Source organism: Solwaraspora sp. WMMD792, from assembly GCF_029626105.1.
Classification (GTDB): Bacteria; Actinomycetota; Actinomycetes; order Mycobacteriales; family Micromonosporaceae; genus Micromonospora_E.
On sequence record NZ_JARUBH010000009.1, the window covers coordinates 5137096 to 5150244 of the forward strand.

14 protein-coding genes are annotated in these 13149 nt (G+C 71.0%); 7 read left to right on the forward strand and 7 right to left on the reverse strand.

Annotated features, from left to right (window positions below):
- Positions 1 to 55 precede the first annotated feature (55 nt).
- From O7629_RS23935 to O7629_RS23945, 3 genes are read left to right on the forward strand one after another with little or no spacing between them, the layout of a single operon-like run.
- Positions 56 to 625 (forward strand): hypothetical protein, encoded by a 570-nt coding sequence (locus O7629_RS23935; RefSeq protein WP_278171934.1) that lies wholly within the window; start codon positions 56 to 58, stop codon positions 623 to 625.
- 58 nt (positions 626 to 683) lie between these two features.
- The gene (locus O7629_RS23940; RefSeq protein ID WP_278171935.1) at positions 684 to 1223 is read left to right on the forward strand and encodes a hypothetical protein; all 540 of its coding nucleotides are present in this window, start codon (positions 684 to 686) and stop codon (positions 1221 to 1223) included.
- A complete protein-coding gene (locus O7629_RS23945) occupies positions 1216 to 2193 on the forward strand; it encodes a hypothetical protein (protein ID WP_278171937.1) in 978 nt (325 codons plus the stop codon). Before O7629_RS23940 ends, O7629_RS23945 begins: the two co-directional genes overlap by 8 nt.
- 45 nt (positions 2194 to 2238) lie before the next feature.
- Here O7629_RS23945 and O7629_RS23950 read toward each other — a convergent pair whose 3' ends face one another.
- The 6 genes from O7629_RS23950 to O7629_RS23975 all read right to left on the reverse strand — a co-directional run bounded on the left by O7629_RS23950 (position 2239) and on the right by O7629_RS23975 (position 8342).
- Complete coding sequence (locus O7629_RS23950) at positions 2239 to 3678, reverse strand: PQQ-binding-like beta-propeller repeat protein (RefSeq protein WP_278171938.1); 1440 nt, start codon at positions 3676 to 3678, stop codon at positions 2239 to 2241.
- Positions 3679 to 3749: 71 nt separating this feature from the next.
- A complete protein-coding gene (locus O7629_RS23955; RefSeq protein ID WP_278171940.1) occupies positions 3750 to 4556 on the reverse strand; it encodes a DUF4143 domain-containing protein in 807 nt (268 codons plus the stop codon).
- Positions 4553 to 5023 (reverse strand): AAA family ATPase, encoded by a 471-nt coding sequence (locus O7629_RS23960; protein ID WP_278171942.1) that lies wholly within the window; start codon positions 5021 to 5023, stop codon positions 4553 to 4555. The genes O7629_RS23955 and O7629_RS23960 overlap by 4 nt, the downstream gene beginning before the upstream one ends.
- 108 nt (positions 5024 to 5131) lie before the next feature.
- Positions 5132 to 6376, reverse strand: coding sequence for an ABC transporter permease (locus O7629_RS23965; protein ID WP_278171944.1), 1245 nt, complete (start codon positions 6374 to 6376; stop codon positions 5132 to 5134).
- On the reverse strand, positions 6373 to 7068 hold the full coding sequence (locus O7629_RS23970) for an ABC transporter ATP-binding protein (protein ID WP_278171945.1): 696 nt from the start codon (positions 7066 to 7068) through the stop codon (positions 6373 to 6375). Before O7629_RS23970 ends, O7629_RS23965 begins: the two co-directional genes overlap by 4 nt.
- Positions 7065 to 8342: a peptidoglycan-binding protein gene (locus O7629_RS23975; RefSeq protein WP_278171947.1), complete on the reverse strand. Its 1278-nt coding sequence runs from the start codon at positions 8340 to 8342 to the stop codon at positions 7065 to 7067. Before O7629_RS23975 ends, O7629_RS23970 begins: the two co-directional genes overlap by 4 nt.
- A gap of 99 nt (positions 8343 to 8441) precedes the next feature.
- On the opposite strand from O7629_RS23975, the gene O7629_RS23980 reads away from it, so the two are divergent.
- From O7629_RS23980 to O7629_RS23995, 4 genes are all read left to right on the forward strand, one after another.
- On the forward strand, positions 8442 to 9137 hold the full coding sequence (locus O7629_RS23980; RefSeq protein ID WP_278171949.1) for a response regulator transcription factor: 696 nt from the start codon (positions 8442 to 8444) through the stop codon (positions 9135 to 9137).
- Complete coding sequence (locus O7629_RS23985; protein ID WP_278171950.1) at positions 9130 to 11121, forward strand: HAMP domain-containing sensor histidine kinase; 1992 nt, start codon at positions 9130 to 9132, stop codon at positions 11119 to 11121. The genes O7629_RS23980 and O7629_RS23985 overlap by 8 nt, the downstream gene beginning before the upstream one ends.
- A gap of 62 nt (positions 11122 to 11183) precedes the next feature.
- Positions 11184 to 11564 (forward strand): type II toxin-antitoxin system RelE/ParE family toxin, encoded by a 381-nt coding sequence (locus tag O7629_RS23990; RefSeq protein WP_278171951.1) that lies wholly within the window; start codon positions 11184 to 11186, stop codon positions 11562 to 11564.
- Entirely contained in the window at positions 11557 to 11895 is a 339-nt protein-coding gene (locus O7629_RS23995; RefSeq protein ID WP_278171952.1) for an XRE family transcriptional regulator, read from the forward strand. Before O7629_RS23990 ends, O7629_RS23995 begins: the two co-directional genes overlap by 8 nt.
- A 24-nt stretch (positions 11896 to 11919) precedes the next feature.
- Here the strand turns inward: O7629_RS23995 and O7629_RS24000 are convergent, their stop codons facing one another.
- The gene (locus O7629_RS24000) at positions 11920 to 13149 is read right to left on the reverse strand and encodes a transposase (protein WP_278171954.1); all 1230 of its coding nucleotides are present in this window, start codon (positions 13147 to 13149) and stop codon (positions 11920 to 11922) included.

Below are 13149 nucleotides of genomic sequence, written 5' to 3' on the forward strand. Positions count from 1 at the left end.
TCACACTAGCCGACTTCAGCCACAAATCGGGCATCATGCTCGTATAGTGACTTCCGTGCGTATCACCGCGATACTGCTCGGCGTGACCCTGATCGTGGCCGGCCAGACCCACGGGCCGGCCGACGCGGCTCTCGCCGCGTATCCCGTCACCCGGCCGGCCGCCGTGCCAGCGGCCCTCGGGATGCTGCGGCAGACCGGCCTGACCATCACCGTCCCCGGCACCCGCAGTTACGGTGCCGCGCCGGTGGGGTCGACCATCGGCGGGACACTCGGCCCGGTGTCGGTCAGCGACTTCCGGGGCTCGCTCAACCCCAACGCATGGGTAGCCACCGTCGCCTCGACCGCCTACACCACGGGGGCGGCCGGACCGAACCAGACCATCGCGAACAGCCGGGTCTCCTACTGGTCCGGGTCGGCGACCAGTTCCACCGGGGGCGGGACACTCGTGCCCGGTCAGCCGACCGCCGCACAGGCGGTCGTGCTGAACGCGCCGCGGGTCGCGTTCAGCAAGACCTCGGGTAGCGGCAACAACCGGGTCACCTGGAACCCCACCCTGTCGATCATGGTGCCGACCGGGGTGACCGGCGGCACCTACACCGGTCGGATCACCCACTCTGTGGCGTGACTGACCGAATTGCTGGTTATGCCAGTTATCGGCGGGATTCATGACTACATTGGGTCACATGCGGAAGATGTTTCTGATGGTCACCGCTGCGGTGACCGTGGCTGCGGTGGCGACGCCGGCAGCCGCCCAGCCTTCGGGTGACACCATCGTCACCTTCACCGTCTCCACCTCGGACCTGATCATCCAGGTGCCGGCGGCGGTCAACCTCGGCGCGGCGTTCCCCAGCCAGACCCTGAGCGGAAGCCTCGGCAACGTCACCGTCAGCGACCAGCGAGCAGCGCTCACCGCCACCTGGACCGCCTCGGTGGTCTCCACCGCGTTCACCACCGGCACCGGGACACCCGACGAGATCATCCAGCCGAACGTGGTGGACTACTGGTCCGGTCCGGCGGTGGCCACCACCGGCGACGGCACCTTCGTGCCGGGCCAGCCGACCGCCGCCGGCGCCGTGTCGCTGAACCTGCCGAGGACCGCCTTCTCCAAGACCTCCGGCTCCGGCGTCAACACGGCGACCTGGAACCCGACCCTGGCGATCGCCATCCCGGGCGACTCGGTCGCCGGCCTCTACACGGGCACGGTGACCCACTCCGTTGCGTAACCGTCTCGCCGCGCTCGCCCTGGTGTCGCTACTGGTCGGCACCGGGGCGGCCGCACACGCCAAGCCGCACCACAATGCCGATCCGACCAGCGTCGGGGTGCGGCTGGTCGACGCGCCGTTGGAACGCCGCGACGACTACCGGGCGCACATCTACATCGTCGACCATCTCAACCCCGGTGACACGATCGAGCGACGCATCGAGGTCACCAACTACTCGCCGAGCGCCCGTGACATCGCGTTGTACCCGGGAGCGGCGATCGTCGACAAGGAAGGCTTTCTCTTCGGCGACGGCCGAGCGGACAACGAACTGACCGGCTGGGTCACGCTCGACGAGACCGAGGTACGCCTCGACGCGGAGAGCCGCACCCGGGTGCTGGCCCGGATCACCGTTCCCGACGACGCCACCAGTGGCGAGCACTACGGGGTGATCTGGGCCGAGGCCGGCGACCGACACGACCCGCACGCCAACGTCTACAACGTCGCCCGGTCCGGCATCCGGGTCTACCTGTCCATCGGCGCCGGCGGCGAACCGCCGTCGGACTTCGAGCTCGACGATCTCGGCGCGGAACGGACCAAGGACGGCCAACCGGTGATCAGCGCACGGGTACGCAACACCGGCAAACGCGCCCTCGACCTGCGCGGCGAGTTGACGTTGACCAACGGGCCGGGCGGTCTGTCCGCCGGGCCGTTCCCGGTGGAGATCGCCACCCTGGCTGTCGGCGACGACCGGGTGGTCGAGTTGCCGCTCGACGCGGTCGTCCCGGACGGCCGGTGGACCGCGAAGCTGGCCCTGACCAGCGGCAAGGTCGATCGGGAAACAACTGCCACGGTCGCGTTCGGCCCGGCGCTGGTGGAGTCCTCCGTCACCATGAGCCCGGGGACCGTACTCGGCCTCAGCGGCCTGGTCGCGCTGCTCGCCGTCGGAGCGCTCGGCATGGTCGCCTACCGGCGGCGGGACCGGACCGGCTGACCTGACGTCGGGTCCGGGCTGGTGGTCCCGCCCGGACCGGCCGGGTCAGGTGCGGGCGACGATCACCGCCTCCTGCAGCCGGTAGTAGCGGCCGTCGTCGGCGTCCGGGTCGACCGGCAGCCGTAGCCGCTCGACCGCTACGAAGCCGTCCTGTGCGTAGACGTAGCCGGGTGCCCAGTCGGTCGACAACTCACTCAGCAAAATCAAGACAAAGCTGGACAATTCAGCACCGGTCGCCGCGTCCAGGGTGATCAACTCTCGGGTAGCGGTCAGCAGGTGCGCCCGACCCGGCTGCACCGCGAGCAACCGGTCACCGGTGCCGCCCGGACCGGGTGCCGCCGCCGACGGAATCGGCCGCCGCCACACCTGCTCACCGGTCCGTACCGCCTCAGCCACCACCGCCGGAGTGTCCCCGGTGGTGTCCAACCGGATCGCCATCCCGTCGACCAGCATCGCGTCGACCGGGTCGAGCGGCGGCGCCGGCACCGGCTCCGGGCCGTCGACCAGCCAGCCCCGGGACTGTCCCGCCCCGGTGGTACGCAGCGCCCCGCAGGTCGAGCGGGCGGCCGCGCAGCCGATCGGCTCCACGGCCAACCCCGGGCCGGCGCCCTCCGGCTGCCAGGTCGCGGTCAACTGCCCGGCGGCGACGTCGTAGAACTCCACGGTCGGCGGGGCAGCGCAGCTGTTGACCAGGGCGAACCGGCCGCCAGTGGTGCTGAAGCCGGCGTCGCGGCAGGCGTCGCCCTGGCCGGGCAGCATGGTCCGCCACAGTTGCCGACCGGTCGCGGTGTCGAACCCGGCCAGCTGAGACTCACCGTGCGCCACCACCACCGACCGGCCGTCGGTGCCGCTGACCGCGGTGTGCAGCCCGGACGGCGCGTAGACGGTCTGCGCCCCGGTACGCCGACCGGCGTACCCGGAGTCGGCCGGCTGTGGGCCGGCGGACCGCCAGGCCACCTTGCCGCTGTCCGCGTCGATCGCAACGAGTTCGCCGTCCGTCCAGCGGCTCACCACGGTGGCGCCGGTCGCGACCACGCCGGTCAGCTGCTCCGGCCAGCGCCGGAACGACCAGGCCGGGGTGACCTGGGTACGCATGTCGATCGGGCCGTCGGCGCGCACCTGACGGGTGGTGGCGTACACCCGGAACCGTCCGTCGACCAGCAGCGGCGCGGCGGAGAGCTCGGCCACCGGGCCAGGCTCGGCGGTCGGCGGGGACGGCTGGTAGCCGGCCGGGGTGACCACCTCGGCCGGGGCCAGCACCCGCCACGCGATGACCGTCACGGCGGCGAGGACGACCACCCCGGCCAGCACCCCGGCGGTGATCAGCTGCCAGCGTGGGCGGGACCGCCACCAGGGGCGTCGCCCGCCGGGCTGCGTCTCGTCGGAGTACGGCTGCCCGTCGGGGTTCGCCGGCCCGTCGGCGGGATGCGCCGAAGGGTCCGCTGCGTCCGCTGGGTGCTGGGTGTTGCTCGCCGGCTCGGCCATCGGGCACCTCCCCCCGCACCCTACCTAACCGGACAACCGCGTCGGGTCAGCCGCAGACGTTGGACCACCGGTCACGGACCAAGCAGCGCCAGTGGGACGACGGCGATTCCGTCCGCGCGGCGGTACGCCGCTGGGCCGGTGGTGACCACCGCTGCGTCCAACAGGTCTTCACCCAACCGGTCCCGAAGCCACCGCAGGTGCCCGACGTCGTCGTCACCGACGGTCGGGGCAAGTTTGACTTCCAGCGCGACAACCCGCTGATCGGCACGCTGCACGATCAGGTCGACCTCGTGACGGCCGTCCCAGGTCCGCAAATGGTGGATCGAGGATTCAGCGGCCTGTGCGTAGACCCGGATGCACAGTGTCACCAGAGACTCGAAGAGCGCGCCCAGCAACGGTCCCATCCGGGGGGTGGCCCCAGCCGGGGTCGACTCGTTGAGCAGCGCTTCCCGGCTGGCTCCGAGCAGCCGAGCGGCAAGCGCGGGATCGGCCAGGTGGTGTTTGACGGCGCTGCCGAGCCGGGTGAAGGTGCTACGGCTCGGTGACCAGCCCGGCACGGGATCCAACAGCCAGAGCTGGGAAAGCACGTCACGATAGGCGACGGTGGTGGTTTTGGCGGGCTTGTTGCTCTCGCCCGGCGTCGCCGCGTCGAGGATTGCCGTGTAGGAACTGGTGGTCGCGGTGGCGCTCGCGTACGCCGCCAACCATCCCCGGAGCGTCTCGGGTCTGCGTACCAGATGCCCCTGCTCTGGGAAGTCACGCTCCACGATCCGGGCGAGGTAGCCGTCGAGTTGCGCGCGACGCGCTCTCGACGGCAGTTGTCGGATGGCGGGAAAACCTGACCGGACGATCTCCTCGGCGTAGTCGGCAAGGCTCACCGGTGATTCGCGACGACCTCCGGTCGTTGACCGGAAAGCAGGTCACGCAGACTGACCGTGGGTTCGGCGATGGCCCGCTCGACGAGAGTCATCGGCCGCATCCGCAGTTGCACGATCCGACCCGCTCCGGAGTGGGTGGGTGCCGAGGTGGGGGTGGCGCTGCCGGTCAGCAGATACCTGCTCGGCGACGAGTCCCGATCGACGCTGCGTCGCACCAGATCCCAGACCGTCGGTTCCCGCTGCCACTCGTCGATGAGTACCGGGCCCGGGAGACGGTCGAGGCGCTGCGGGTCGGCCCGCAACAACTCGCGCTGCACGGGATCGTCCAATGCGATGAGGGTGGCTGCCCGACGTTGCCCCGTCGCCGTCTTGCCCACCCCCTTCGGTCCCTCAATGCTGATGGCAGGTAGGCCAGGGAGGAGTTCATCCAGCTCCTGATCGACGATCCTAGTCTGATAGTCACTCACCAGCCAAAACTACCTCCCACACGCGTTACACACTACTTTTCACACGCCCTTCACGCTACCTCACACACATCTTTTGGGCTACCCTTACGCCTGTCGACATGTGGTCGGTCAGGCGGCGGCCAGGGCCCGGGTCGGTGGCAGCCGGGCGGCCTGCAGCGCCGGATAGCCGCCCGCGACGACACCGACCAGCAGCGCCCCACCCAGCCCGGCGAGGGTCGCCCCCGGCGGCACCACCACCGGCCAGCCGTTGGCGATCGCGTAGCCGGCGGTGACGGCGACGCCGAGCGCCGTACCGGCGAGGCCGCCGAGCAGCGACAACGCCACCGACTCAGTGAGGAACTGGGCCCGGATCTGGCCCCGGCTCGCGCCCAGCGCCCGGCGCAGCCCGATCTCCGACCGACGTTCCAGCACCGAGATCACCATCGTGTTCGCCACCCCGATCCCGCCGACCAGCAGCGCCACCCCGGCCAGCGCCAGGAACAGCGACGCGAAACTGCTCTCGGTGGCACGTTTGGCGGTCAACGCGTCCGACGGCCGGGTCACCCGCACCGAGCTGGGTCGCTGCGGATCGATGGTGGCCGGCAGCACCGCCCGGACCGCTTCGATCGCCGGCTCGTGCGCCCGCAGGTAGATCACCGTCGGATGACCACCGAAACCCAGCTCTGACTCGGCGGCCGGCCAGCCGACCAGCGCCGACCGGTCGATCTCCGGGGCCAACGGCAGCGGCTCCAGGATGCCGATCACGGTGAACCACTCGTCGCCGACGAGTACCTGTGTCGGGGAGTCCGCCGGCCCCAGGTCGACGATGCCCAGCCGGGTCGCGGCGACCGAGCCGAGCACCACCGTCGGCAGGCGTTCGGTGCCGGCGTCGAGGTAACGGCCGGTGCGCAGCCGCGCGTCGAGCGTCGCCGGCAGGCTCGCCTCGGTGGCCAGCACGGTCAACCCGGAACCGTCGCGCGGGTCGATCCAGTCGGAGCGGCGGATCACCGTGTTGGTGTTGGCGACCGCGCTGGTCGCGGTCACCGGCCCGATCCGCGCCACCATCGCCGGCGATTCGACCGGCAGCCGGGTGATCCCGTCCTCGTCGGGCTGGGCCGTCGCCTGCAGCAGGTTCACGCCGAGGGCGGACAGCTCGGCCAGCAACGCCCGTTCGCTGGCCGCCGGGATGCCGGTCACCACGATCATCGTGGCGATGCCGATCGAGATGCCGAGCGCGGACAGCGCCGCCCGCAGCCGGCGGGTCCGGATGCCGACCAGGCCGAGCCGGAGCAGGTCCAGTGGGGCCAGCCGCACCGGACGCGGCAGCTCCACCGGGGCGCGCCCGACCCGGTAGGGCTGATCCACCCGGCTCATGACGCCGCCACCGGCTGCTGGCGGACGTCGCCGACCAGGCGGCCGTCGCGGATCTCCACCCGGCGCGGCAGCCGCGCCGCGATGTCGCGGTCGTGGGTGATCACCGCGATCGTGGTGCCGTCGGCGTTGAGCGCGGTGAGCAGGTCCAGCACGGCGCGGCCGGTGGCGGTGTCCAATGCGCCGGTCGGCTCGTCGGCCAGCACCAGCGCCGGGTCGTTGACCAGCGCGCGGGCGATCGCCACCCGCTGGCGTTCCCCGCCGGACAGTTGCCGGGGCAGGTGCCCGATCCGGTGGGCGAGGCCAACCCGGGCCAGCGCCTCGGCGGCCAACGGCCGACGGCGGCGGCGCGGTACGCCCGCGTACAGCAGGCCGGTGGCGACGTTCTCGGCGGCGGTCAGCCCGTCGGTGAGATGAAACTGCTGGAAGACGAAACCGAGCCAGCGCCCGCGCAGCGCCGACAGCTGCCGGTCGGACAGGGCGGTCACGTCGTGGCCGCCGAGCCGGACCGTACCGCTGGTCGGGCGGTCCAGGGTGCCCATGATGTTGAGCAGAGTGGACTTGCCGGAGCCGGACGGGCCGACGATGGCGACCAGCTCACCGGCGTGGATGTCGAGGTCGACGTCGGTCAACGCCGCGACACCGCCGGGGTAACGCATTCCGGCCCGCACGACCGACAGCACCGGGATGCTCACGACGTGGTCACCACCGTCATGCCCTCGTCGAGACCGTCCCCGGTGACCTCGACCATGCCCTTGGTGAACAGCCCGGTCTCGACGGCGATCAGCGCACCGTCGGTCAGCTGCACCGCGTACCCGCCCTCGGCGAGCGCGAGCAGCGCGCCGACCGGTACGGCGAGGACCTGTTCGCGTACCTCGGTGCGGAACTGCACCCGGACCGGCGCGGACTCCAGTTCGCCGAGCACCGCCGGATCGTCTGGCACGACGGTGAGGCTGAGCTGCGGCCCCTGCCCCGGCTGGCCCTCGGGATCGGTGACGACGGTGCCGACCGCGGCGATCCGGCCGGGGACGGTGGCGCCGTCGGGCAGGGTGATCGTCACCGGCGCGTCGGGCAGCATCCCGCTCGTCTCGCCGGCTCCCACCCGTACCGTGATGATCTTGTCGGTGGGGGTGACCGACATGATGTCCGTCGCGGCGCTGTCCCCGGCCAGCGCGGCGACCGCGTCGACCCGGACCTTTCCCGGCAGTACGGCCACCTCGCCGGGCCGCAGGATGCCGGTGGCCGGCGCGTCGCGGTCGCGCTGCCAGCGTTCGATGGCCGAGATCAGCTCCGGGGTGAGGACCGCGTCGCCGGTACGGACGGTGACCTTGCCGCCGGCGGAGGCCGGCTGCCGACCGGAGTCAACGGCCTGGGCCGGGTCCGCTGACTGCGCCGGGTCCGGTGACTGGGCCGGGTCCGGTGACTGGGCCGCGTCCTGGTCGGCGGTAGTGGTCGCCGCCGGCACCGCGACGGTGGCGCCGACCGGCGGCTGCCAGCCGATCCGGTAGCCCAACGCCTCCAGGTTGTCAGCGACCACCCGCACGTCGCGGCCGACCAGGTTCGGCTTATCGAGGGTACGGAACAACGGCGTGCCACCGTAGAACAGCAGCACCGGCTGATCGTCCACCCGGTACAACTGCTGGCCACGCTCGATCACGGCGCCCTGCTCCGGCAGCCAGGTCAGCACCCCGTCACCGGAGCCCCGCACCGGCCGGGCCGCGCCGTAGCCGAGGGTGCCGGGCAGCTCCCGGGCGTCGGAGATGTCCATCCGGACCACCTCGGTGGTCGCCACCCAGACCGGCTCCGGCGACGCGGCGTCCGCGTCAGCCGTCGCGCCCCCACCCGGCCAGCCCCAGCCGACCATCGTCCCGGTCACCGTCAACCCGGCCACCACCATCGCGGCCGGCAGGCCGTACGCCAGCGGTCGCCACCACCGGCGACCGGTGGACGTTCGCAGGAAGAACACCATGCCGGCCAGCGTCGCCGCCGATTGTGAGGAACATGTCAGGCCGGTACGGTGCGATTTCCCACCGCCCTGCCGACGCCGACGCGCAGTATGGTTCGCCCCGTGGTTGCCCATGTGCTGATCGCCGAGGACGACCGACGGCAGGCCGAGGTGCTGCGCCGCTACGTCGAGTCCGACGGACACCGGACCACAGTGGTCCACGACGGGCGCGACGCGCTCGACCAGGCCCGCCGGCACCGCCCGCAACTGCTGGTGCTCGACGTGATGATGCCCGGCCTGGACGGGCTGAACGTGTGCCGGATCCTGCGCCGCGAGTCGGACCTGCTGGTGCTGATGCTCACCGCCCGCGCCGACGAGGACGACATGCTGCGCGGGCTGGACCTGGGCGCCGACGACTACCTGACGAAGCCGTACTCGCCCCGGGAGCTGATGGCCCGGGTCCGGACGTTGCTGCGCCGGGTCGACCGGGTGCCGCGCACCATCGACGGGGTACGGCGGGTCGGTGCGCTCACCGTCGACCCGGTCCGCCGCGAGGTCACCGTCGACGGGCGGCCGGTCGTCTGCACCCCGGGCGAGTTCGCGATCCTGGCCGCCATGGCCGAGCAGCCGGAACGGGCCTTCACCCGGGCCCAGCTGCTGGAGCACACCCGGGGCGTGGACCGGGACTCGACCGAGCGGGCCATCGACACCCACATGGTCAACCTGCGCCGCAAGATCGAACCGGACGTACGCCGGCCCGCGTACCTGGTGACGGTGTACGGCATCGGCTACAAACTCCGCGACCCGGCCAATGGCTGAGCCGACCGGGGCCGGGTCGGCGGCTGGCGCTGAGCCGACGGCCACCGGCGGTGCGTCAGCGACCGGCGGTGCCCGGGTGCCGCTGCGGCACAGCCTGGTGCTGCGGCTGCTCGGCGCGTCGGTGCTGGTGACGGTCTGCGCGGTCGTCGCCACCGCCTGGCTGACCGTGGAGTCGACCACCCGGGCGATCGAACAGGAACAGGGCCGGTCCCTCGCCGACGACGTCAGCATCTACGACACGTTGATCACGTACGCGATCGAGCACCGCGACTGGTCCGGGGTCGCGCCGACCGTCGACGAGTTGGCGGCGCGGACCGGCCGGCGGATCGTGCTGCTCGACCCGGTGACCCGCGCCCCGGTCGCCGAGTCGGCACCCGGCCCGTCGCTGCGCGACGCCCGGCCGTCGGCCACCGTCGACCCGCTCGACCTCGATCCGGCGCTGGCCGGTGCCACCGCGACGGTCACCGGGCCGGAGTCGAGCATCGCCACTGCGGCCACCGGGCAGGCGTCGAGCATTGACGCCCGGGTGGTCGGGCCGTACCGGCTCACCGAGGACGAACAGGCGATGCTGCGCGAGGTCGCCGAGGAGTACCGCGACTGCCTCGACCAGGCCGGCGAGACCGCCGAGATCGTCGAGCTGCCCAGCGGCCGGCCGACCGTCCAGATCGTCTCCCCGGCAAGCGCCGAGTCGCCTGCCGAGGTGTTCGAACCAGTCCCCAGTGACCCGCGAATCTGCGCCAAACCGGAAGTGCTGGATGAGCCGACCCGCGGCGAGATCGCTCCCCTCGATGAGCTGCTCGACCTGACCAAGAGCTGTCTGGGTCCGGCCGCCGACCAACTCGACCTCACCATCTCGGCGGTACGCTCCGTCGAGGTGCTCCGCGCCCTGCCCGGCGCGCCGTCCGACGCGGAGGTGCGGACCTGCGTCGAGGAGAGCCGCCGCAGCCAACTGCGGCCGTACGTCGCCCCGCCGGTCCTGCTGTTCGTCACCGACCCGGCGGCCGCCGGACCGGAGCCGACGACGGTCAACCTGTCCACCGGCAACCTGCTGCGGATCGCCGGCGTCGCCGGCCTGGTCCTGCTGCTCACCGTCGCGGTGACCGTCGGCGTCGGGATGCGCCTGGTCCGGCCGCTGCGGGCGCTGACCGAGGCGGCCCGCGCGCCGGTCGACCGGCAGCACCGGGTTCCGGTCACCACCCGCGACGAGATCGGCTACCTCGCCACCGCTCTCAACGACCTGGCGCAGCGGCGCGACCAACTGGAACAGCAACGCCGGGCGATGGTCAGCGATGTCGCGCACGAGCTGCGCACCCCGTTGACGAACATCCGGGCCTGGTTGGAGGCCGCTCAGGACGGCCTGGCCCCGGTGGATCCGCGTACCCTCGCGCTGCTGACCGAGGAAGCCACCCTGTTGCAGCACGTCATCGACGACCTGCGGGATCTGGCCGCAGCCGACGCCGGGACCTTCACGCTGCACCCGGAGCCGACGTTCGTCGGTGACGTCCTCACCCAGGTCGTCGAGGCCAACCAGGGTGCCGCGACCGCCGCCGGGGTCGCCCTGCGGTTGGCGGTGCACGGCGATCCGGAGGTCACCGTCGATCCGGTACGGCTGCGTCAGCTCGTCGGCAACCTGGTCGGCAACGCGGTGCGGCACACCCCGGCCGGCGGGTCGGTCACCGTCGACTGTGCGGTACACGGCGACGGCTGGCTGACCGTCGAGGTGGTCGACACCGGGGTCGGGATCGGCGCCGACGACCTGCCGAAACTGTTCGACCGGTTCTGGCGGACGGACGCCTCCCGGAGCCGCTCCACCGGCGGCAGCGGGCTGGGCCTGCCGATCGCCCGGCAGCTGGCCCGCGCCCACGGCGGGGACATCACCGTGGCCAGCGAGCCGGGCCGGGGCACGCACGTCACGGTACGCATCCCAGCCCAGCCAACCAGCACACGCCACACCTCACGGCTGCTCGATGCCCGGACACGGTGAGACCGATATAACACTGCTAGCATATGTTGTGTGCGTTATGTTGGTCTCGAAGGAGCGACTTGATGACCTGGAAGATCGTGGTCGTGGAGCCAGCACTGTCATGGCTACACGAGCTACGTCGGACAGATCGGCGTACGTTGATGCAGGTCAGCCAGGCGATCGAAGCGCTCAGCAGGGAAGGGCCAGCACTTGGCCGACCACTGGTCGACACAGTCAAAGGGTCTGCCCTGCCGAATCTTAAGGAACTTCGGCCGGGCTCGACCGGATCCAGCGAGGTCCGACTACTCTTCGTTTTTGACCCACAGCGACAAGCTGTGATCCTCATCGGTGGCGACAAGGCCGGCAACTGGCGCGGGTGGTACCAAACTGCGATCCCCTTCGCTGAAACGGCATATGCAGACCATTTGAAGCGGATGGCACCGGAAGGAGGAGCCGATGACTGACCATCTGACTGACCCTGAGGCCCGCTCATGGGATGACCTGAAGCGCGACCTGGGCTTCTCTACGGCTGAGCACGAGGAGATCGAAGTCGGCGCCGAGCGTCTGATCGCTGAAGCTCGCGCCTTCCGGCTTTCCGAGATCCGGCGACGTCAGCACACCACGCAGAACGAGGTGGCGAAGGCTATGGGGGTGACTCAGGCCCGCGTCTCTCGCATCGAGAAAGGACAGTTGGAGCGGAGCGAGGTCGATACCCTTGCAGCATATGTACAGGCTCTCGGTGGCAAGCTAAAAATCGTCGCCGATTTCGGGGATGAAAGCTACGTGCTGGGATAGCCCTGTCTTGACATCCTCGCCGCCCTAAACGGCGGCGATTCCAGCCACGCTGCGCGTGTCACGCGCAGTGTTCTGGTGGGTTACCGTTTCACCGCGCGGTGCCGGGACGGGTCCCGGTCCTACCCGCGCTCCACGGTCGTTGAAGTCCGCCTGCCCGGCGGCCTTGATGTTGATCGCCGCGTTGACGTCCCGATCGTGGAGACCGCCGCACGGACAGACCCACGACCGGACGTTCAACGCCATCCGCTCGTTGATCCGGCCGCAGTCCGAGCACATCCGGGTGGACGGGAGCCACCGGTCCACCCGGGCGAACGTGCGTCCGTATCTCGCCGCCTTGTACTCCAGCATGGCGACGAACGACGACCATCCGGCGTCGTGGACGGACTTGGCGAGCCTCGTGCGGCCGAGACCGACGACACACAGGTCCTCGACGTACACCGCTTGATTCTCGCGGATGATCGTCGTGGACAGCTTGTGCTGCCAGTCCCGCCGGGTGTCGGCCACCCGGGCGTGTGCCCTGGCGACCTTCACGACGGCCTTCCTACGGCGGTTGCTGCCCCGCTGTTTGCGGGACAGGGCCTGTTGCAGCCGTTTGAGCTTGCGGGCCGCGCGGCGCAGGAACCTGGGTGCGGCGACCTTCGTGCCGTCCGACATGACCGCGAAATGCGTCAGCCCCAGGTCAATGCCGACCTCCGAGTCCACCTCCGGCAGCGGCTCGTCCGTGGCCGAGACGACGAACGAGGCGAAGTACCGCCCGGCCGCGTCCCGGATGACCGTCACGGACGACGGGTCCGACGGCAGTATCCGGGACCAGCGGACCGTGAGATCGCCGATCCTCGGCAGCCGCAGACGACCGTTGTCCAGGACCGTGAACCGGGAATTACGGGTGAAACGGATGGCCTGCCGGTTGTCCTTACGGGACCGGAACCTCGGCGGGGCCACCATGCGGCCCTTGCGTCTGCCGGTGATCGAGGCGAAGAAGTTGCGGTAGGCGGTGTTGAGGTCCGCGAGTGCCTGCTGCAACACCACCGCCGACACCTCGCCGAGCCACGCCCGTTCCGGGGTCGTCTTGGCCCGCGTGATGACCCGCTTCGACAGCTCGGCGTCCGAGATGTACGGCAGGCCCTGCTCGTGGGCGGTCTGCCGTGCGCGCAGCCCGTCGTTGAACACCACCCGGGCGCATCCGAACGCCCGGGCCAGCGCGATCTGCTGGCCGGGTGTCGGGTAGACCCGGAACTGGTACCGGAGCTGCAC

Excerpts from the sequence above, each read along its gene's own strand:
- O7629_RS23985 (WP_278171950.1), top strand. The coding sequence starts at position 9,130 with ATGGCTGAGCCGACCGGGGCCGGGTCGGCGGCTGGCGCTGAGCCGACG.
- O7629_RS23995 (WP_278171952.1), top strand. The coding sequence starts at position 11,557 with ATGACTGACCATCTGACTGACCCTGAGGCCCGCTCATGGGATGACCTG.
- O7629_RS23965 (WP_278171944.1), bottom strand. The coding sequence starts at position 6,376 with ATGAGCCGGGTGGATCAGCCCTACCGGGTCGGGCGCGCCCCGGTGGAG.
- O7629_RS23990 (WP_278171951.1), top strand. The coding sequence starts at position 11,184 with ATGACCTGGAAGATCGTGGTCGTGGAGCCAGCACTGTCATGGCTACAC.
- O7629_RS23940 (WP_278171935.1), top strand. The coding sequence starts at position 684 with ATGCGGAAGATGTTTCTGATGGTCACCGCTGCGGTGACCGTGGCTGCG.
- O7629_RS23950 (WP_278171938.1), bottom strand. The coding sequence starts at position 3,678 with ATGGCCGAGCCGGCGAGCAACACCCAGCACCCAGCGGACGCAGCGGAC.
- O7629_RS23975 (WP_278171947.1), bottom strand. The coding sequence starts at position 8,342 with ATGGTGTTCTTCCTGCGAACGTCCACCGGTCGCCGGTGGTGGCGACCG.